20 protein-coding genes are annotated in these 20,352 nt (G+C 50.5%); 8 read left to right on the top strand and 12 right to left on the bottom strand.

All coding sequences use genetic code 11. From position 1 onward, the window contains the following. Window positions 1–44: 44 nt before the first annotated feature. The 5 genes from TTER_RS14570 to TTER_RS14565 form a co-directional block, all read right to left on the bottom strand. A complete protein-coding gene (locus TTER_RS14570; protein WP_083768760.1) occupies window positions 45–779 on the bottom strand; it encodes a C40 family peptidase in 735 nt (244 codons plus the stop codon). Window positions 780–1,096: 317 nt separating this feature from the next. Next, entirely contained in the window at window positions 1,097–1,552 is a 456-nt protein-coding gene (locus TTER_RS02850) for a PRC-barrel domain-containing protein (RefSeq protein WP_012874529.1), read from the bottom strand. A gap of 18 nt (window positions 1,553–1,570) precedes the next feature. Beyond that, window positions 1,571–2,329: a hypothetical protein gene (locus TTER_RS02845; protein ID WP_012874528.1), complete on the bottom strand. Its 759-nt coding sequence runs from the start codon at window positions 2,327–2,329 to the stop codon at window positions 1,571–1,573. 66 nt (window positions 2,330–2,395) lie between these two features. Further along, window positions 2,396–3,046: a DedA family protein gene (locus TTER_RS02840; protein ID WP_012874527.1), complete on the bottom strand. Its 651-nt coding sequence runs from the start codon at window positions 3,044–3,046 to the stop codon at window positions 2,396–2,398. Window positions 3,047–3,210: 164 nt separating this feature from the next. After that, complete coding sequence (locus tag TTER_RS14565; protein ID WP_012874526.1) at window positions 3,211–3,993, bottom strand: 3D domain-containing protein; 783 nt, start codon at window positions 3,991–3,993, stop codon at window positions 3,211–3,213. A gap of 282 nt (window positions 3,994–4,275) precedes the next feature. Here TTER_RS14565 and TTER_RS02830 point away from each other — a divergent pair, with 282 nt between their 5' ends. Next, entirely contained in the window at window positions 4,276–5,226 is a 951-nt protein-coding gene (locus tag TTER_RS02830; RefSeq protein ID WP_012874525.1) for a D-2-hydroxyacid dehydrogenase, read from the top strand. A gap of 262 nt (window positions 5,227–5,488) precedes the next feature. Beyond that, entirely contained in the window at window positions 5,489–5,857 is a 369-nt protein-coding gene (locus TTER_RS02825) for a SaoD/DsrE family protein (RefSeq protein WP_012874524.1), read from the top strand. A gap of 64 nt (window positions 5,858–5,921) precedes the next feature. On the opposite strand, the gene TTER_RS14560 is transcribed toward TTER_RS02825, so the two are convergent. Together TTER_RS14560 and TTER_RS02815 are read right to left on the bottom strand one after the other, a co-directional pair. Then, window positions 5,922–7,055, bottom strand: coding sequence for an LCP family protein (locus TTER_RS14560; protein ID WP_012874523.1), 1,134 nt, complete (start codon window positions 7,053–7,055; stop codon window positions 5,922–5,924). Between the two features lie 47 nt (window positions 7,056–7,102). Further along, on the bottom strand, window positions 7,103–8,071 hold the full coding sequence (locus TTER_RS02815; protein WP_012874522.1) for a nucleoside hydrolase: 969 nt from the start codon (window positions 8,069–8,071) through the stop codon (window positions 7,103–7,105). A 74-nt stretch (window positions 8,072–8,145) separates the two neighbouring features. On the opposite strand from TTER_RS02815, the gene TTER_RS02810 reads away from it, so the two are divergent. Beyond that, complete coding sequence (locus TTER_RS02810; protein WP_012874521.1) at window positions 8,146–9,447, top strand: (Fe-S)-binding protein; 1,302 nt, start codon at window positions 8,146–8,148, stop codon at window positions 9,445–9,447. A 17-nt stretch (window positions 9,448–9,464) separates the two neighbouring features. Here TTER_RS02810 and TTER_RS14555 read toward each other — a convergent pair whose 3' ends face one another. Continuing rightward, window positions 9,465–10,430, bottom strand: coding sequence for a sortase domain-containing protein (locus tag TTER_RS14555; protein WP_012874520.1), 966 nt, complete (start codon window positions 10,428–10,430; stop codon window positions 9,465–9,467). Between the two features lie 92 nt (window positions 10,431–10,522). Between TTER_RS14555 and TTER_RS02800 the strand changes: the two genes are divergently transcribed. Next, a complete protein-coding gene (locus tag TTER_RS02800) occupies window positions 10,523–11,335 on the top strand; it encodes an SAM hydrolase/SAM-dependent halogenase family protein (RefSeq protein ID WP_012874519.1) in 813 nt (270 codons plus the stop codon). Here the strand turns inward: TTER_RS02800 and TTER_RS02795 are convergent. Further along, entirely contained in the window at window positions 11,332–12,693 is a 1,362-nt protein-coding gene (locus TTER_RS02795; RefSeq protein WP_012874518.1) for an arginine deiminase, read from the bottom strand. The genes TTER_RS02800 and TTER_RS02795 overlap by 4 nt on opposite strands. 222 nt (window positions 12,694–12,915) lie before the next feature. Here TTER_RS02795 and groES point away from each other — a divergent pair, with 222 nt between their 5' ends. From groES to TTER_RS02780, 3 genes are all read left to right on the top strand, one after another. Further along, a complete protein-coding gene (groES, locus tag TTER_RS02790) occupies window positions 12,916–13,224 on the top strand; it encodes a co-chaperone GroES (RefSeq protein WP_012874517.1) in 309 nt (102 codons plus the stop codon). Between the two features lie 34 nt (window positions 13,225–13,258). After that, a complete protein-coding gene (groL, locus tag TTER_RS02785) occupies window positions 13,259–14,878 on the top strand; it encodes a chaperonin GroEL (RefSeq protein WP_012874516.1) in 1,620 nt (539 codons plus the stop codon). Between the two features lie 129 nt (window positions 14,879–15,007). After that, entirely contained in the window at window positions 15,008–15,910 is a 903-nt protein-coding gene (locus tag TTER_RS02780; protein ID WP_012874515.1) for a BON domain-containing protein, read from the top strand. A 254-nt stretch (window positions 15,911–16,164) separates the two neighbouring features. Here TTER_RS02780 and TTER_RS14550 read toward each other — a convergent pair whose 3' ends face one another. Continuing rightward, a complete protein-coding gene (locus TTER_RS14550) occupies window positions 16,165–16,914 on the bottom strand; it encodes a PDDEXK family nuclease (protein WP_012874514.1) in 750 nt (249 codons plus the stop codon). Window positions 16,915–17,038: 124 nt separating this feature from the next. On the opposite strand from TTER_RS14550, the gene TTER_RS02770 reads away from it, so the two are divergent. Then, a complete protein-coding gene (locus TTER_RS02770; protein ID WP_012874513.1) occupies window positions 17,039–18,541 on the top strand; it encodes an aldehyde dehydrogenase family protein in 1,503 nt (500 codons plus the stop codon). Window positions 18,542–18,551: 10 nt separating this feature from the next. Here TTER_RS02770 and TTER_RS02765 read toward each other — a convergent pair whose 3' ends face one another. Both TTER_RS02765 and TTER_RS02760 read right to left on the bottom strand, forming a co-directional pair. Further along, window positions 18,552–19,211, bottom strand: coding sequence for a DJ-1/PfpI family protein (locus TTER_RS02765; RefSeq protein ID WP_012874512.1), 660 nt, complete (start codon window positions 19,209–19,211; stop codon window positions 18,552–18,554). Between the two features lie 52 nt (window positions 19,212–19,263). Then, the gene (locus tag TTER_RS02760; protein ID WP_012874511.1) at window positions 19,264–20,343 is read right to left on the bottom strand and encodes a Gfo/Idh/MocA family protein; all 1,080 of its coding nucleotides are present in this window, start codon (window positions 20,341–20,343) and stop codon (window positions 19,264–19,266) included. Window positions 20,344–20,352: the final 9 nt, after the last annotated feature.

The following is a 20,352-nucleotide window of genomic DNA, read 5'->3' as shown; positions in this document are numbered from 1 at the left end:
TCGGCTATTAACCAGAGCCCCCTTGTAGATGTTGGCTGATCTATCTAGTTCACAAGACGACGCGCACCGAACCAACGGGTTGCAAAGTAGTCCCAGTTGATATTACTCCAGTGGACACCGGTCTCTGGAGATCCAGCATCGATCATCCAGCCGTCACCCACATAAATTCCGACATGGGAAAGCCCTCTCCACCAAGTGTTCTGGAAGAACACCAGGTCGCCAGGCTGCAACTCACTCTTGGACACTGACCATCCCATGCTGTACTGACCCCACAGGCTTTCAGGTATCCATATACCGTTGAGCCTGTACACCCACTGGGTAAAGCCAACGCAGCTGAAGCCCTCAGCAGGAGTGTTGCCATAGTAAGCATATCTGTAACCTACATAGCGCTTGGCTGTGTTGGCTATGGCAAGACCCCTGCTTGAGTAGGTGTTGGAGTAAGTAGTGTTAGTGTAGCTGGTACTCTGAGAGGAAAGCTCAGTAGTACCGGATGCAGCAGGCTGAATATAGTAGCCATGGACATAACCAGTCAGTCCATCATAAGACACACGGTACCACTCATAGTTATAGGGGCCAGAAATAACGTACACCCTTGCCTGTGGGGGAAGAACACGCATGATGGAGTAGTTGATGCTTGGTCCGGTTCTAAAGTTCAGCCAGGTAGTGGTATAAGCGTATTGTCCGGGTACGCCAGCAGCTTTAGAGCTGACTGCCGGCACAGCGGATAGCACCAGCGCGATCAACAGGGCACACGAGAACAGCTTAAGTTTCACAGACATCCCTCCGTTCTTTCTTCTAGTCTTTTGCTGCTATCTGGGCTGCTGGTGGTGAGTTAGCAGCAGCCTTGCAATAGAGTGAAAGGAATCCAACTATGATTCCTCTGCACTACTCGACTAGTCGATCACCTCCTTTCCACTAAGAATTCGGCTTTGGTGTTGCAGCAGTAGCTTATCCGTATAACAACCGGCATGTCAAGATTTCAGAAGCCTGTTGCTGGTAAGAAAAGTGTTAATGTTTGGTTAAAGGCAGAAATAAAATAAAAGAGCGAGGAAGATTTTTCCTCGCTCTTGATATGCTTTCCTGTTTACCAGGTTTGCTATTGGATAGGTTCTATCGGCTCCCCAGCATGGGAGGGCTCCTGCCCCTCCATAAACTTCACATACTGCTTGTCTACATTTAGATAGACTACATTATCCTCTACTCGGTCTACAGCAGAGAAGGGTACCTTAACCTCTTTCTTGAATATCAGTCCTTCCTTAACCAGCATGTAGCTGGAATCAACATCTGTGGTAGCGACCACATCATCAACAGTGCCTATCTTCCCATCTGTAGCCATAACGGTGAAACCCTTAACATCTGGGAGCTCCACAGGTTGCTCCTTTTGCTTCTCCACCTGTTTCATTGCCTCCAGGGTTTCAGGCGGAACAGAGGCTTCAACATGCTGGTAATCCTCAGAGGAGAGCTCACTTTCGGGCGCTATGTCCATATCGAGTCTCTCGTCAGAAAGTCTCCGCTCCTTTTGCTCTTCGTAGTTGCGGTCACCAGTGCTCATCTCTCACCTCCATAGTGACTAAGTACTACTAGAAGCTCGATTCTCGTCCTCTGACTGAATATTCATGCTATCTTCCCGATGACGAGATGCACGACTACCTTCGCTTTTGTCTTTCGGGGGTTTCAACACACCCGTATCATCCGATGTTTCCTCTGCGGGCGCAGCACCGACCTCCCCATAAGTGGGATTAGATGCAGAATGAGACTCAGATCCTTCTTCCTGCTCCTGCACATACTTCCAGGATCTTGACGCGGCAGCATCCTCCATACCAGTCAATGAGGCCGATGCCTCTGCAGTCGTATTTTGTGAGACTATCTCTTCAGTTTCATGCTCCACTGAAGCAGGCGGCTCTGGGGGAGGTGGGGGACTTGGAGCAGAAACAGGCTCATTCACGGGCTCATCCTGAACCCCAGCCCAAAGTTCAGCACCTTGCTCTACACTCCCAGCTGGGTTGTCTGGGATCAGTGTAGCCTCAGCTATCACTTCATTCTGCCTAGTGATGTGTGTAGGTTGAGCTGAGGAAGCAGTTGCGTCCACTCCACTGCCGGTGGCAGATCTTGCCACGTTGGTCAGTCTATCTGCAGTATTCTTAGCGGTGCTCGCAACGATTTGCCCTATCTGTCTTGCCGCTTGCTGGATCTCGACCCTGGTATCAGCAAGCGCACCACGACCCTGTTCTAAGGCAACCTCAGTGCGAATACTTGACACTTTGTTCCTTAACCAAAGCGCTAACCCACCGAGCAAAGCCAAAGCTAAGGATACTTTGCCTAATCTCATTGAACACCTCCTCGCTAAAAGCAAAAAGCCTTAGCAGGGGTTTATTCGCAGGAGTCATGCCAAGCGTTATTCGAGGTCCAGGCTATTGGGTAGCTTACTGCTGGATCTGGACCTGCGTCTCAGGACTAAGAGAAGCACCGCAGTTATAAACACCAGAACGAATATCTGCCCCCCTAGACCTATATAGTTGAGGACTCTTAGCACCTCATCCCTACTTGTCCCTACCCAGTAACCAATTACGCTATTTATTATGCTCCAGAAAGTTGCCAAACCAAAAGACACCACCAGGAACCTGTGGTAAGGAAGTTTGCCCGAGGCAGCACCGCCCATGAACATGGTTGACCTAGTGAGGGTATGTATGTAAGCAGGAATCAGGGCTGGGATCGCCTTCAGGCTCCAAATGTTAGGTGCATTAGCTGATCGGCCTTTGGTAAGCCTTTCAAGTACTCTGGATCCTCTTCTCCCTACTATGTAGTCTATATGGTCGCCAACCATGAAACCTAAGATACCGCAGAGGATCACACCCAGAAGGTTCAGATCCCCACCCTGAGCGTACATCCCGCCTAGAGCGATCATTATACCTCCTGGAAGAGCCCACGATACCAGGAATGTGTGTTCTAGCATGGCACCAGCAAACACTATGAAATAGCCATAGCGGGCGTAGAAAGGCTCAAGAAAATCCAGGATCTTGTTTATGATGTCGGCCAGATCAGGCACATCTACCCCCTAGTGTTTTTGAGAAAATAATAGCATCTGTTAAGTCTGGCAATTAGGACTGTTATTATCTCCAATATGTTCCCTAAAAACTCAAGCCGAGGAGAGTTTTATATCTCCTCGGCTTGAGGAAACTCCGCCACGAAAGCAACTGTTGGTGCTAAGGACTAGGGGATTATGGTTATAGTCCTCCACTGCATGCCATATTGCCTGGCCTGTGCTACACTGGGGAACCATATATCTATTCTCCAGCCCTTGATAGCTCCGCCAGTGTCCTCAGCAACGAACACCTGATTTCCGAAGCCCGAGATGTACATCCTGGTTCCAAGAGGTATGTATCTGGGATCAACGGCAACTGCTCCCCAGTGAACTCGACGACCGTTAGCCATGTAACCGGTAGAGCCAAACTCGGCGCCATTGAAACCAGAGGTCAGCACGCGATAGGTCCTTCCAGAAGAACTTACCTGAGTGCTGCCACTATTGCTTTCTGAAGGTCTGGAAACCGCCACCTTGGTATTGGTAGTAGATGAGCTATCAGAAGCAGCACTTTCCTCTGAGTACTCTTGCACGCGCACTTGCGCAACCTGAGCAGGAGGTGTGTTATCAGCGCGGCTGACCCTGTAGAGCCACCAGCCAGCAGCCCAGCCTGCGTTACCAGCGGAGTCATAACCGGTCACCTTGTACCAGCCGTACCCATCACTCCAGATTGGACCAGCTACTACGGTAACCACTTGTCCCTCTCGCATGGTCGTTAGCTTGTCATATCTCAGGCCAGGACCAACACGCACCCTCAGACCCGCACCTCCAGTGTTACGTACCTGTACCTTGTCTCCCTTGTAAAAGGTCACACCATAGTATGCATAACCCTTACCAGGGAAGGAGGCGATTGGTAGAACTAGTGCCAAAAGCAAGACACAAAGAGATAACTTATTGGACAGCAAGTTTTTCACGACATCCCTCCGTCTGAATTTATAGTTTTATCCAATAATTGCCCTGCGACAGAGGTGGCGGCTGTATCGCAGGGCGCTTTATCATACTAATACCCGCAAATTCCAGACCTTCAAAGGTTAAGGTTTGGTTAGCAACCTTACTGCCGAGTATAAATGATGCATCTGTAGTTGTCAATAACGCCACAAGTACCCATGATCTACAGGTGACGATTGTTGCGTTGACACGATCGATTAAACTCAGATAGTCTGTTACCAGATCAGGAATCTGGGAGAGGAAACAAGTTGGAGAAGATCGAGATAATCGCTAACTCAGCAATCATCGAGAGGTTTGGCGATCAAATCAGATCCGTGGATCAAGCCATAGAGCTTATACCCATCGAAAAGGCCTTGAGCGAGGATAGTATCCATCCGCAGGTTCTAATTAGGTCTGAGATTCCCAACGATCTACTAGTTCAAATCCTGGACAAATTTGCATCTATCAGATGGGTTCATAGCTACAGCGCCGGTGTGGAAGGACTTATACCAATCCTCCAACATCGAGACCTGGTGTTGACCAACAGTGCTGGGCTGCATGGTGAGCCTATAGCAGAGTGGGTTATAGCTATGACACTGGCACATGCTAAAAGATTCCACCTCCTGTTTAGACACTTTCAGGCCCATGAATGGCAGGCGGAGGAATGCGATGAGCTCGGCGGTAAGACAATGGTAATTGTAGGGGCTGGAGGGATAGGAGCTTCGATAGCACGTAGGGCGAAATGCCTGGGGATGAAAGTCGTGGGCGTAAGATCAAGCGGCAGGAGCTCTGAGCACTTTGATGAAATGCTAACATCTGACAGTCTGCATGCAGCGCTAGGGAAAGGTGACTATGTAGTCATAGCTACTCCTCTTACGCCCCAGACTCAAGGCATGATAGGCGAGTCTGAACTCAGAGCAATGAAGAGCTCTTCCGTGCTGCTAAACATAGCTCGAGGAAAGATAGTGCAGACAGAAGCACTCATGAAGGCTTTGTCCGAAGGCTGGATAGCAGCAGCGTATTTGGATGTGACTGACCCTGAACCCCTGCCTCCGGATCATCCACTGTGGTCCACCCCTAACGTCTTCATCACAGCTCATACCTCAGGATATTCACCATATTCGGCTGAGCGACTAGTGAGATTCTTTTGCGATAATCTGAAACGCTGGCTGCAAGGGGAGCCACTACTTAACCAGGTTGATCTGAGCCGAGGCTACTAGCTCCGCTAGAAGCTAAAGTGACGGCTTCCGGTTATATATTCTATTCCGGTTATATAGAAGTAGTGCGCACGCCGCTTCAAGACATCATGATTTGTTTTCTTCTGTAGATTTCCATATAACTGACTAGATCTGGTGAGCCAAAATACGCTGCCTCTCTATCTGGAGAGGACGTTCCTATGTTGCTTGCGCAGGAGTAAACGATACTAGTATCATTTAATGATCCTTGCAAGGATACAAAGACTAGCGTAGAAAGGGGTCAAGTATGAAAGTAGCCTACATATTCAGCACAAGCGGCCATACTGTCAGCTATAAGTTGGGGAAGATGATTTTGCCGCAGCTCGAGGAAGATCGACACGGCGCCGAGGTCATCGGTATGTTCTTCTTTGATGACAACACATATATGCTTCGAAAGGGTGATCCGGTAGGGGAGAGACTCTCCAAAGTCGCAAAGGATAAGGGCATAATGCTGATGCTCTGTGACCAGTGCGCTGTAGAGCGAGGACTAGCTGAGATCGGACCGGACGGCAAGTGCTACCCGAAGGATGTGGTGGAGGGAGTACAGGTAGGTTGTTTCCCCGATCTATACGCGGCCTTGGGAAATAACCCACCCGACCAGGTCATCACTCTATAACTAGTTTCGTTATAACCAGTTTCGCTGGGCACTAAATCTATGCCCAGCGAAACTTCAGTAAAAGCTATGGATGACCAGCTTGCGGCCCGAACACCTTCTTCAGGATCGGGTTTATAGCATTCCAATCGGCGTAGACTACCGACTGGCCATCTGGAGTCATACCTATAGGACCTTCTATCGAGTAGAACTCGATGTTCTTCTTGGGCAGAGATGCTGCCCATCTCCCAAGCTTTAGCTGCTCGGAAGGTGAAAGGCTCGTCTCTACGTGCCCCTTTATTATGTTGAGTAGAGTGGGGGCTTTCAGCAGGATGGACGGGTTCTTAGCCTTCTGCTGAACAGCAAGTATGATCTGTTGCTGTCTCCTCATGCGCCCAAAGTCGCTATCAGCATGTCTTGTACGTGCGTACTTTAGAGCCATCTCACCATCCATGTGCTGCAAACCAGCATTGAAAACCACACGCTCGTATCCGCCACTTTCCGATGGGTACTGATTATCCACTATCTTCTTAGGTACTCTTATATCAACACCACCTATAGCGTCTATGCCTTTGATAAAACCCTCAAAATCTATAGTTGCATATTCGTCGATATCTATACCAAAATTCTGCCTGAGGGTCATTATCAAGAGCCCTATGCCGCCACCAACTTGATCTTTGTACTTGGGATTCTCCCCCAGGGCATAAGCTGCATTGATCTTCCAGTAGTTGAAGCCTGGCACATTTACATATAAGTCCCTTGGTATGCTCAGCACATAGGCACGATTGTGCTCGAAGTCAAGAGAGGCTAATATGATCGTATCTGATCTGGGAATCTCATTGCCCCGCCTATCCACACCAAGCAGCAGGAAATTTATCCTCTTCTTGCCATTCCATTCCTTTATATTACTTTGAACAACCGGTGTGGCCTCAGCAGTAGGAGATGGTACCCATTTAGATGGATCGTACGGTGTCAGCTGACTTGCTACACCTCTGGTTGCAGTAGCCTGGGGAGTAATGATAACTATCGGTATACGCCCAGTCGGCGCAGGAGTAAGAGCTCCTTGGGCTTGTGTGGGGATCTCGTGATATATAGCCCTGCTGGTCTGCCAGGTCTTAGCAGCCAGATAGAGAGCTGGGGCAGCAATTAGCACTATTATGGCAATCGCCACCCATAGAGGAGATATATTAATTCTTCTACCGATCCTGATCCTAGTCCCCATTATCTACCCCAATTGAAGTTTTATAGCCGTAAATTAAAGTAGCTATATTATCTTACTTGATAAGATGCAATAGAATCCACCAGGTGTGACACAAATGCATCGCCATCCACCTTCATGATCACCTCTGTGTTAGACTCACCGATAAAGTAGTAAGGTTCCGAAGTCGCTCGCATGCTTTCTGACCTTCTATCGGCTACCGTCTGCCCAAGGCCCGGACCAACCACCGTGTTCACCCACACTGGACAAGTCACCGATTCGCTAACCTCGACTTTACCAACAGCTATACCAACTGCGAGCGCATCATGCATAGCGCAAGCCATGTATCCTAGCGACTGCGAGTAGAACTGCATATAGAACGGTACTATACGTAGTAGCCACTCGGTAAGAGGCGTTCTAGCCTGCTTCCATGCATCTAGATGTTGCTCTAGGAGCAAGGTCTTCATGGTAACATCCAGCCCTACCATAGTGACCTTCCAAGGGGCGCTAAATACTATTTGTGCAGCCTCTGGGTCATGAGCTATGTTGGCTTCTGATACCGGCCCGACGTTGCCTGGGTGCTCTACGGTTCCTCCCATCACCACAACATGAGGTATTAGCTGAGGCAGCTTAGGCTCCTTGAGAAGCGCTATGGCGGCATTTGTCAGAGGTCCAGTGGTTATAAGGGTGATCTCTCCTGGATTTTCACGAGCAAGCCTGATTATCTGATCTGCTGCATGCTCATCAGAAGGAACCAGTCCTGAAGGTGCAAAGTTTGCATTACCCAAGCCATCCTCACCATGTACGAATTTGGCCATAGAGAGAGGTCTTATCATCGGTTTGGGCGCACCCACCGCTACCGGAATGTCGGTCCTGTTCATGACCTTGAGCAGTTTGAGCGTATTCTCGGCCGCCACATCGGCTTCAATGTTGCCGTGGACCGACCCTATACCTAGCACATCTACATCCTGAAGAGCCAGAGCATAAGCCACGGCTATGGCATCGTCTATGCCCATGTCGCAATCTATGATGACCTTCATCGCTTCCTCCTTAGAGTAATCTTGTTTGATGCTGTTTTGGTTACTCGAACAGCCTGATATTAGTTATACTTCTTGTGTGTCCTTCGAGTAATACACTACAGAGCTGGGATGAACTCGACCCCCCAGCATACGATATAATCAACGCATGCGTCCAGTGCGGCCTCTGTTTGTCGGTATGTCCCACCTACCTGCTCACTTTCAAAGAGACTTCTTCTCCGAGAGGGAGAATCCACTTATTAAAGGCCGTATGGGAAGGAAAACTTGACGCCAGAGATCCAATCCTGGATCACCAAATGTATGAATGCCTAGACTGTAGGGCCTGCGAGGCCATATGTCCCTCCGGAGTCAGATATGGGGTGCTGGTAGAGTCGGCCAGAGCACAGCTGGAAAGAAAGCATCCACGTAGCCTTTGGGTGAGAGCTCTGAGATGGATAGTGTTTAACAAGTTGTTTGCAAGCATGGCCCTATTCAGAGCATTTAGCAGGGCCCTCTGGCTATACCAGCGTATAGGACTCTCGCGTATAGCGAGGTCGACGCGCATACTGGATATACTCCATCTTGCTGACAAGGAAGCATTACTGCCACAAATCCCTTCCAAGTTCTTTGTTCCAGAGGACCAAGCATTACCACCTAAGGGTAACAAGAGGTTCAGGGTTGGGTTATTTGCAGGATGCATCATGAGCACCGCCTTTGCGGAGATAGACAGGGCAACGATACGAGTTCTACAGCACAATGGCTGTGAGGTCGTAGTCCCGAAGAGGCAGGGATGCTGTGGCGCTCTCAATGTGCACTCTGGAGAGAGAAGGAGCGCCACCGAGATGATGAAGGCCAACATACAAGCCTTCGAAAGACTTGATCTCGATTACATAATCGTGAACTCTGCAGGCTGTGGAGCAACGCTCAAAGAATACCCTCACTTCTTCAAGGACGATCCTGGGTGGCACGAGCGAGCAAAGCATTTCTCATCACTTGTCCGAGACGTAAGCGAATTCCTGAGTGAGGTGGGCATGAGCGGCCCTAATAGAGCTGTGCCTGTAAGAGTTACTTATCAAGACCCATGCCACCTGGCGCATGCTCAGAAAGTATACAGACAACCACGAGAGCTGCTGGCTTCCATACCCGGAGTAGAGCTGGTGGAGATGCAGGAATCCAAACTCTGTTGCGGTAGCGCCGGCATATATAACATCACGAATCCTGAAATTTCAAACCAGCTGCTGGAAAGGAAGCTGGAACATGCACTAGCTACAGGTGCAGAGGTCATAGTGTCCGCTAATCCCGGATGCATGCTCCAGCTGCAGAAAGGACTCCGCCACCGCGGACTCGACATACAGGTAAAACACCTGGTCCAGATCCTGGACCAGGCTTACGGTGATTGAAAAACCAGAAGTTTATCCTAACTGATCTTCTCGGTGAACACCACCAGCTTCTTGTCATATCTCTTAGCCTTCGGGTCCCATGAGCCATCACAAGTGATAAGGTTCAGGCGCGACTTATCTGTGGGGCCAAATATATCGTACAGAGGTGCGTCCTCGTCAAAGTAGGACTGAATCTTCGTGACTTTGAAGTTAATCTTATGTCCATCTTCGTCAATTACGGACACCACATCTCCTATCCTGATGTCTTTCAGCTTCCAGAATACTGCCGGACCGGTGGTGGAATCCAGGTGACCTGCTATTACTGCGTTACCTTGCTGACCTGGGACCGGACCCAAACGATACCAGGCAACATCCTCCCACTTCTTGGGCACGTCCATGGCCCCATCAGGAGTCAACCCCACATACTCAACGGCAGCATCTACATCCAACCTGTCATTCTTTATGATTAGGCGCACTGGAGGGGGGGCTGGTCTTTGTGCGCTAAGCAGCGTGGCTAATATGTACCCTTCCTTACCATTATAGCTTGCAGGGAACCACAGGTTGCCATCGGCTCCTTGCATAGGGCCCTTGGTGGTTCTAACCGGCTCTCTGTTCTTGATAACTAGCAAGGACTGTGATTCGGTGGAAGGTCTGGCCCTGAGATTGACACCCACGTATCCTTCCCGAATGCCGTCAACATACATCGTCCGAGTGTATTTGGTGCTTGACTCTTTAGGTGGAGTGTTAGCTGGGCTGGCTTGTGCAGGCGTAGGAGAAGGACTGGCCACAACCCCGTCAGCCGTAGGTGTAGGCTGAGTAGCTTCATAGACAGATGGAGACGGGGCAGGGGTTGGGCTGGAAGCAACGACTTCCTGCGACCTGGCAGTGGGAGATGGTATCCCAGCACTGCTGTTAGCATTCCCACCACAAGCATTTATGAAAAAAGAGAACGCCATTACAAAAATAAGCCAGAAGCTGGCATTGAAGATCCTAATCTTAGACATGTCCTTCCTTTTCAAAAGTAGTTTTGGTAGCCTCTTCATAAAAGTATAACGTAGGTACCAACGATAGGGTTTTGTGAGTCATGAGCTCAGATATGTCAAGACTTCCCAACTTAGTGACTTTCATTACAGATTTTGGACTAGACTGGGGTCCAGTTGGTATATGCCATGCCGTGATGAGGGGCATAAATCCACAGATCAGCATAGTAGATATCTCCCATGGCATCCCGGCTTTCGACATAAGAGCCGGCGCATGGGTACTAACCTCAATCTTCCCTTATGTGCCGCCGGCAGTGCACGTAGTAGTGGTCGATCCCGGAGTAGGAACCCAGAGGCTGCCGATAGCGATCCTGTGCAGGCGCGGAGATGTGCTTATAGGCCCAGATAACGGAGTGCTGATACCGGCAACACGAAGGCTGGGGGGTATAGTCGAGGCAAGGAAAATCTCTAACAAAGCGCTTATGCGCCCGGATATATCTTATACCTTTCATGGGAGGGATATTTTCTGCCCAGTAGCCGCGCACTTATCTTCGGGCGTGAGCTTTGAAGATGTTGGGGAGATACTGCCGATAAGCGATCTCGTGCAAGCGCCCTGGAGAGAACCTGAGATATACGAACACAGGGTCGTTGCAGAGGTGGCAATTCTTGACAAGTTCGGTAATATACGAACCAACATAGAGGCGGCTGATTGGCCGCTTTCAACTGGAGAAAAGATTATCCTCAAGCATAAGAACAATCAGGTAAATCTGGCCGTAGCCAGAACATTTGGGGAAGTAAACAGAGGAGACCTGCTCATTTACGAGGATTCTTCGCGCTTCATCTGTATAGGGCAAAACCTTGGTCATGCGGGGAACACCTTGGGCATAGGTCCCGGCGATACCATCCAGCTGGAAAGAGCCCGTAGTTAGATATCATCCCGCCATAAGGGCATAGTGAGGCAGTGAGGCCCACCACGTCCCCTGGAGAGTTCACTACCAGGGATCGCTATCGCCAACTTCTTACCGCTCCCTATAGCTATCATGCTGACCAGCTCCGGATAGGAAATCCATCTCCCGTCTACAAGGAATACCCCATCATTACTGGTGCTGGCATCTTCGGGGAAGACTGCATCATCAATCCTAATGATCTCGTAACCAAGGTGCCTGTGCAACTCTTCCAGAGTAGCTTCGTTTCTCTCGTAGACCACTACTACTCCGGGGTATATAGCAAAGAAATTAGCACCGTCCGTCCACTGTTCTCTGTCCTGTTGCAACCTGTCGCTGCCACCGCACTCGACCCACTTCAAGTCTATACCTTCGCTCCTGCTTAGCACTGTTGGCAGGGGATCATCGTGCTCCTTTATCCTGATCCTATTGCCAAGTAGCTGTACTTCGAGCACCGTAACACCCTCGCTCCCGAGACCCAATATCAGCGGAGAGTAGATCACACACTCATCCTGACTCAGGAAAGTGATGATGGTATCAAGATGCATCCAAGCCCTTCTTGGAGGCATCAACACCACATATATCTTCTCCACATCAGCAGATGCCTTCATCAAGCTCTGAGCAAGTCTGTCTATCCCTTGGTAGTCAGTCCTCTCAGAGCATCCAACCACCAGCGTGCGCTCATTCAGGACCAGCACATCCCCTCCCTCTATATACCCCTGCTGGGCTTCCTGAGAGCTATCCAAGGCATCCATCAGTAAGGTGGAGGCAATATCTGGATGCCTTAGAAGCACGTGCCTTAGGAGTAATGATTCCCGCCTGCGCACCTGCAGATGCATGCTGCTCACGATTGCAGAGTCACCTACTACCACGGCAGGATCACGCATAAATATCAGGTTAGGTAGAGGTGTAAAGATCCCACCTTCGCCTAAGTATCTGGAAGACAGAGAGTCATAGCCATTAACCTGTGGTCTACCTATCAGCACATCGGCCAGTATTTGTGGTGGTAGGGTTAGCAACCAGCTCTTTGCATCCTGCCTGTTCATGCCCAGAGGAGTATCAACCCTGAGTATTTCATCAACCAGCTCCGCTCTACAAAGATCATCTGCCAACGAATGGGATAGCAAGTCCTCAAGATAAAAGACTCCTCCTATTCCAGTTGCGACCTCAAGGACAGAGGCAAGTATGCGATGTTCCAGACTTGCTCTCGGGAGCCACAGCAGCTCCTCGAACAGCATCTCTTCCCTATTCTCAGGGGTCAGCAAATCCATCTCCCTGCCGGGCTTGTGAAGCAGGACCTTGCGAAGTCTACCTACCTCGTTGGTTACGTGTAATTTTGACATAGCAAGGGAAGTATGCCATAAAACGGCCTGCTATTACACTCAGCGACAGCCTACCCAGGATAACAGGTCATGGGCAAGCGAGGCCATTTTTAGCACTCTAACCTCAAAAGTGCTAAAAACTCTTGCAGGATAGCAGGACATTGTTGTAGAATACGTGCCGGAGCTAGCAGTCTGGCACTGAGAGTGCCAATAAGAAATTCTCATAAGGAGGAAGGGAGGCAAATGACACAGTCGGCAACAAAGACGATCCGACCGCTAGGCGATCGCATAGTAGTCAAGCCGATCGAGCGGGAGGAAGTTACCAAGAGCGGTATAGTTCTGCCTGACACTGCCAAGGAGAAGCCACAGATGGGCGTGGTGCTCGCTGTAGGACCTGGCAAGATCCTGGAAAATGGTCAGCGGCAGCCCATGGATGTGCAGGTAGGGCAGACGGTACTCTTCGCCAAGTATGCAGGTACAGAGTTCGAGCTTGATGGTGAGGATGTTCTAATACTGCGCGAGAGCGACGTAATGGGCATTCTTGGCGAGTAAAAATTCTCGAAGAAAAGGAGGTTGATGTAGAGCTATGGCGAAGCAGATAGAGTTCAATGAGTCGGCACGCGCTTCCCTCAAGGAAGGTGTTGACATCCTGGCGAACGTAGTTAAGGCTACCCTTGGTCCGAAGGGCCGCAACGTAGCGCTGGACAAGAAGTTCGGTGCTCCTAATGTTACCCATGATGGTGTGACCGTAGCTAAGGAGATCGAGCTTGAGGACCCATTTGCTAACATGGGGGCTCAGCTCTTGAAGGAAGCGGCTACCAAGACCGAGGATGTAGCAGGTGATGGTACCACCACATCCATCGTTCTGGCTCAGGCTATAGTTCATGAAGGACTTCGCAATGTAGCAGCCGGCGCAAACCCAATGCAGCTCCGCAAGGGCATCGAGATGGCTACTAAGAAGGCAGTGGATGCCGTCAAGGAGCTGGCTACTCCAGTTAAGGGTCGTGAGGATATTGCCCAGGTTGCTACAGTATCTTCCGCAGACTCCGAGATCGGTAACCTCATTGCTGAGGTGATGGAGAAGGTAGGCAAGGACGGTGTAATTACCGTCGAGGAGAGCAAGGGCCTCGGCTTTGAGGTAGAGTACACCGAAGGTATGCAGTTCGATCGTGGTTATATCTCCCCCTACTTCGTAACCAATGCTGAGAGGATGGAGGCCGTCATCGAGGAGCCTTACATCCTGGTAACCGACAAGAAGCTTTCGTCCATCAACGACATCCTGCCAACCCTCGAGAGAGTCCTGCAGGTAACCAAGAACCTGGTAATTATTGCCGAGGATGTAGAGGGCGAGGCACTAGCTACACTGGTAGTCAACAAGCTCCGTGGCACGATCAACGCTCTCGCTGTGAAGGCACCTGGCTTTGGTGATCGCCGCAAGGAGATGCTCCGCGACATAGCGATCTTGACCGGCGCTCAGGTAATCAGCGAGGAGGTCGGTAGAAGGCTGGATAGCGTCCAGGTAGAGGATCTGGGTCGTGCCCGCAGAGTGGTAGCTACCAAGGACGAGACCACTATTGTCGAGGGTTATGGTGATCCTAACGCCATCAAGGGCAGGTGCGAGCAGATAAGAGCTCAGATCGAGACCACCACTAGCGACTTCGATCGCGAGAAGCTGCAGGAGAGACTGGCTAAGCTTCAGGGCGGAGTGGCTGTGATCAAGGTTGGCGCTGCCACCGAGGTCGAGCTCAAGCTGCGCAAGACCCGCGTAGAGGACGCTCTATCTACGACCAGAGCTGCAGTTGAGGAAGGCATCGTTCCTGGCGGTGGAGTCGCTCTGCTGTACGCATCCGAGAAGCTCAACCCGGATGATGCCGAGGGCGACGTTCGGACCGGAATCCTGATTGTAAAGAGAGCGCTCGAGGAGCCTATGCGCCAGATCGCCGAGAACGCTGGCCAGGACGGTGGTGTTGTCGTCCAGACCGTACGCCAGGCTCTGCACGAGGGCAAGAAGGGCTACGGCTATGATGCCTGGGCAGATGAGTACACCGACCTGGTGGAGCGCGGTATCATGGACGCTGCCAAGGTGACCACCTCAGCTCTGGAGAATGCTGCTTCGATCGCGGCCATGATCCTGACAACTGAGGCTCTGGTTACCGACATACCTGAGAAGGAGAAGGCTCCTTCCACTCCACCAATGGACTACTAGTCCAGTAGACTTACCAGCAGGCCGCGATCGGGATCGATCGCGGCCTGCTGTTTTTAAGCATTGTTGGCCCAATAATTGCTCGACTAAAACTTGCCACTATCCAGGGACTAATAAAGGAGGTGGATAAAGATGGCAAGAATAAACGTAAAAGTCCCGGAAATAAGATGGGAAACGCAACGAGTCAAAATCCCGGAAGCTAATGGTAAGCTTGGCCTGCCTCAGAATATCGGTAAATCGCTTGAAACGATGATCTCCAGGAGATCTCAGCCTCCTAAGGTGGACAATAAAAGCAGATTGATCTTCCTGGGAATAGGAGCTGTTCTAGGTGCGATAGCGGGTCTCCTGTTTGCTCCAAGGACGGGTAGAGCGACTCGATCGTATATCCTACAGAAGGGGCAGAGGTACCTAAGAGTTACCAGCAGACAAGCTAACAGAACCCTGAGGTACACGAGCCACATGGTAACGGGAAAGGCCAGGGCCCTGTATTACAGAGTAGCTCAAAAGACTGATTATGACCTTACACCCGAAACTATAGAGCACCGAGTTGAAACCAGGCTGGGTGAGGATCCAGTAATAGGAAGACTGCCCAGACTCAATGTAAATGCTGAGCCAGGCGGGGTGGTGTACCTTAGAGGATCAGTGCCCCGGGAGAACCTGAGGCACCGAGCGGAGCTTATCGCGTCGCGGGTGCGAGGAGTAACTGAGGTCATCAACGAGATCTCAGTAGTGCCAGAAGGTGAAAAGCTCAAGGAGACTGGCAATCACGATCTGGGGTTGATGAGGCAGGTAATTAACAAGATCCTTGATGATGATAAGCTCAAGGAGCACGCAATAGAGGTCGAGGCCGAGGTGGGTGGTACGGTCTTCCTGCGCGGCACGGTCCACACAGAGAACGAAAGGCTTAGAGCTGAGAAGCTTGTAAAGGGTATGCCTGGGGTAAAGACCGTTGTGAACGACCTAGCGGTAGTAAGCCCGGCTAAGGACATAGTAGAGGGTTACAGGGAGAAGACACCACCTCAGCAGACCCACTAACCGACCCCATAGCGGGAGGAGGGTTGACCTCCTCCCGCTCCTATCTTGCTTCTAGTAGGACGGTCTGCTGGGGGTGTAGAACAGCCAAAAGAGGAACAGCATAGCAATTAGCGGATAAATAAAGTAAAATCCGATCATTTCCAACCCCTTTCCAGTCCAACTGCTTGTTTCTTCATTGACTGAAAAGGAGTATAGTTTTCTTATCTAAATTGGCCGCAAAAAGATCAACAGCAAGCGTAAAACAAGCATAAAACCTAAAACAGTTGAAAGCTGGCCTGTGCGTAGCAGCGAACCAAGCCATGGCTCGCATTGCCCGTATCCTCTTGCACTAGGGATAGGATTCTTCTACCTGCGGGGAGAAGATTACCCTCCAGGGGCTCATTATCTATAAGGACCTTAGACTGGACTTGCAGTAATTTATCCTTGCGATTGTCGTATGCGCATTCCAGAGAGGCTATTGTCCTGCCCTCAATTTCTATATCCAGGTGGTCCGAATAGACCCATATAATGCATTCCTTGCCCGCCCAATCTGCCCCCAAAGACAGAACCTTACCCAGGAAGTGGACACGTCCAGATGATGATACTCGCCTAACTAACCTCCTGTGCCACCTAACGCGATCGTAGTGCTCCTGGGATGCCCAGGGAATAAGCCTACGAAGGACTTTCTCCCTCTCCTTGTAGGATCTCACAGGTCGGATTAGAGACAGACAGTCGTGCAGATAAAGCAACCTGATGTTATGCTCCGGGTATTTCTCACGCATTAGCCTGACCTTCCGGTTCTTCAGAGTTACCAATCTACGTTTGTGCATGGTGAGCTCCACGTAGAGATCGAACTCTTCAAGGTAAAAGTCAGGCGTAAAGGCTACCATAGGAGATCCATCAAATCTGCGGCGGAGGACGAATGTGTGAGGTTCATACTGCCACCGAAGGCGCAGGAGATCCAATATAGCGGCAAACCTCTCTTCCATTGAGTTTGCAAAGCGCGACTTACGCCTTCGTCTCATCGGAGAAAACTCCTGCTCTCTAACAAACATGATAGTTGCAATCTTGATCCAAAGCAACAAACTGGCATGACGGATAGTGTTATAATCCGGCTGCTAGAGGCGGTATGTGGAGGTAAAAAGGGTTATGAGAGAGTACATGAACTACATCGACGGCAAGTGGGTACCTTCATCCACAGGGGAAACCTTCAAGAGCATAAACCCCGCCAATGGGGAAGTGGTAGCGGTCCTGGCCAAGTCTTCCAGAGAAGACGTAGATAAAGCGGTACAGGCGGCGCGCAGAGCCTTCGATAAGTGGAGGCTATATCCTGCACCTAGACGGGGAGAAATACTCTATGAGGTCGGTCGCATCCTGAAAGAACGCAAAGAAGATCTGGCCAGACTTATGACTCAGGAGATGGGGAAGGTTCTGACAGAGGCTAGGGGAGACGTGCAGGAAGGCATAGATATGGCCTTCTACGTGGGTGGAGAGGGCAGGAGGCTCTTCGGCGTTACCACTCCTTCGGAGATGCCTAATAAGTTTCAGATGGCAGTCAGGGACCCAGTGGGCGTCGTAGCAGCTATAACTCCCTGGAACTTCCCGATCGCGATCCCTACGTGGAAGCTTATGCCAGCGCTAGTGGCCGGCAACACCGTAGTGTTTAAACCGGCTTCTGATACCCCTGCGCTGGGGGCTGAGCTGGTAAAGATCTTTGAAGAGGCGGGGCTACCTCCAGGTGTCCTTAATCTAGTGACAGGTACAGGAGAAGAGGTAGGTAAGGCCCTGCTTGAACATCCCGGTGTGGATGTAATCTCGTTCACCGGATCCACTGACACTGGCTCGCAGGTACTAACACAGACTGCTAGCAAGAACAAGAAGATCAGCCTGGAGATGGGCGGCAAAAACGCGATAACTGTGATGGATGACGCAGACATCGATCTGGCGATTGAGGGCATTCTCTGGAGCGCTTTTGGCACCACTGGTCAGAGATGTACGGCCTGTAGCCGACTGATAGTTCACAAGAGCATACGAGACACGCTTACAGAGAAGCTTCTGTCCCGCATCCAGAATCTGCGACTGGGAGACGGGCTGGATCCAGAAACAGATGTTGGCCCAGTCATCAATGAGAGGCAACTCAACAAGATTCATCAGTACGTAGGTATCGGCAGGGAGGAAGGAGCAAAGCTTCTCATTGGCGGGGATAGAGCTACAGATGGAGAATTGAGCAAGGGCTTCTTCTATAAACCCACTCTATTTACAGATGTTGACCCTAACATGCGTATAGCACAGGAAGAGATATTTGGGCCGGTACTCTCGATGATAACCGTCAACAGCCTTGAGGAAGCCATAAAGGTAAACAATTGCACGAAGTATGGGCTCTCCAGCTCTATCTATACTAGAGATATCAACAAGGCATTTAGAGCCATGCGCGACTTTAATACAGGTATCGTCTACATCAACCACGGTACTATAGGGGCAGAAGTGCACCTGCCTTTTGGAGGCACCAAAGGTACAGGGAATGGACATAGAGAGGGAGCCGTATGGGCTGCGTTGGATGTATTTACCGAATGGAAGTCTGTCTATATAGACTTCAGCGGCAGGCTGCAGAGAGCACAGATAGATATCGATAAGATAAATATTGAGTCGTAGCCCCAAAGGGCTACGACTCCTCCTCTCTCTCTGAACTCGACACCCAGCCGGGAGCATCGCTTGCAGGGAAGGACTCCTCCGATGACTCCAGGACCTTGTCCTTGCCAGGAGCTGCTCCTCTGGAGGTATGCACGCCGGACTGGACTTCACTGATAAATCTGTCCAGAAAGTCCTCTATATAATCGGAAGAAGCAGCGCTCACCAGCGCCATATCGTTATGAACTGGGGATTTCACCCAGTGTCCGCCCGCATTCAGTATATCGACCCTGAGAGTGTGCCAGGATGACAGAGAGCGATTAGTGACAAGTCCTGATTCTATTAGAATCCAGGGAGCATGGCCTATAACTCCCAAGGGTTTACCTTCTTCCAGAAACTTGGTTACTATCTCGATCACTAGCGTGTTGCCTCTCAGAGCGTCAACTGAATACAGACCATCAGGTATGACCAAAGCATCATAGTCTTCCGGCTTGACTTGGTCAACAGCCATATCAGGTTCTAGCAACTGTCCTTTATCGAGTCCATTTACCGACTGTAGCGCAGCACCAGTCAAAGAGGCTATGACCAAATTCATCCCCGCAGCAGACGCCCTTTCCCTTATACTGAGCACTTCGTTCTCATGGACGCCATCGGCCGCCAGTAGAATTATTTTTCTCTGCCCGGAAAGAGTCACGGCACTAACCTCCTGCTCTTGCTAACTGTAGAGTTAGCACCTTCCATGCCAATTAGAGGTTAGTATCTATAATGACCTCATGCCCGCTCTCAGCAGACTTGTATATAGCGTCCAGCACACGTAGCACATCCAAGCCATGCTGGATGTTAGATTCAGGCTGCTTGTTCTCCCTGACACAGTCCACGAAGTGAGAGGTCTCCCCTGCAAAGGACTCATAGAGCATATATCCAGGCTGCCTCTGGCGCCACGTGTTGAACTCTGGTTTCTGGAGCACGGTAACACCATCTACAACGGTATATATGTCCAGGTCCTCGGTGCCTGTATGACGATCTATCTTTGCACCACCCTTGGTGCCAAACAGCTGGCAATATACCTCGTCCGGGTTCTTGATATGTGATATCCAGCTGACATCAAGCACTATCGTGCCGCCGTTATCCAGCTTTACAAAAGCTGTGGATAGATCTTCCACGTCTGCCTGCCCAGCGCTTGCCTTCATCACATCTGTGAACTTGTAATAGACGGACCCACTAACACTTACAGGTCTAGGATTACCCATAAACCAGAGGGCGAGGTCAAGCATATGAACTCCGAGGTCAATGAGAGGTCCACCACCGGACTTTTCCTTCTGAGTGAACCATCCTCTAAGGAAGAATTCAGCTGCCCCCCTCAGCCAGCCGGTCTTGGCATAGTAGATCTCACCCAGCAGCCCTTCCTCAATGCGTGCCTTGAGCAATTTACTGTCTGGCCTGAACCTGTTGTTGAAGGCGATCATAAAGACTAGGCCAGTTTCCTTGACCTTCTGAGCTATCTTGATCCCCGACTCCAGATTATGCGCCAATGGCTTTTCAAGCAGCACGTGTTTACCAGCGTCCAGGGCATCGATAGCCATAGGCGCATGGAGGAAATTAGGAGTGCAGATGCTCACGGCATCTACATTGGCTGACTGCAGCATCTCGTGGTAGTCTGCATAGATCTGAGCTTTCAGGTCGTACTGGTCCACTATCTGTTGGGCCAGTTCTGTGTTGACATCAGATACAGCTACTATCTCGACATCTTCACGTCTCTTGTACCCCTCTATGTGCCGCTGACCAGGCCAACCCACACCAATGATACCTATGTGCAACTTATCCATCTCTTCCCC

This window comes from Thermobaculum terrenum ATCC BAA-798, assembly GCF_000025005.1.
GTDB classification, from domain to species: domain Bacteria; phylum Chloroflexota; class Chloroflexia; order Thermobaculales; family Thermobaculaceae; genus Thermobaculum; species Thermobaculum terrenum.
This window is presented reverse-complemented; position numbering and strand designations above follow the sequence as displayed.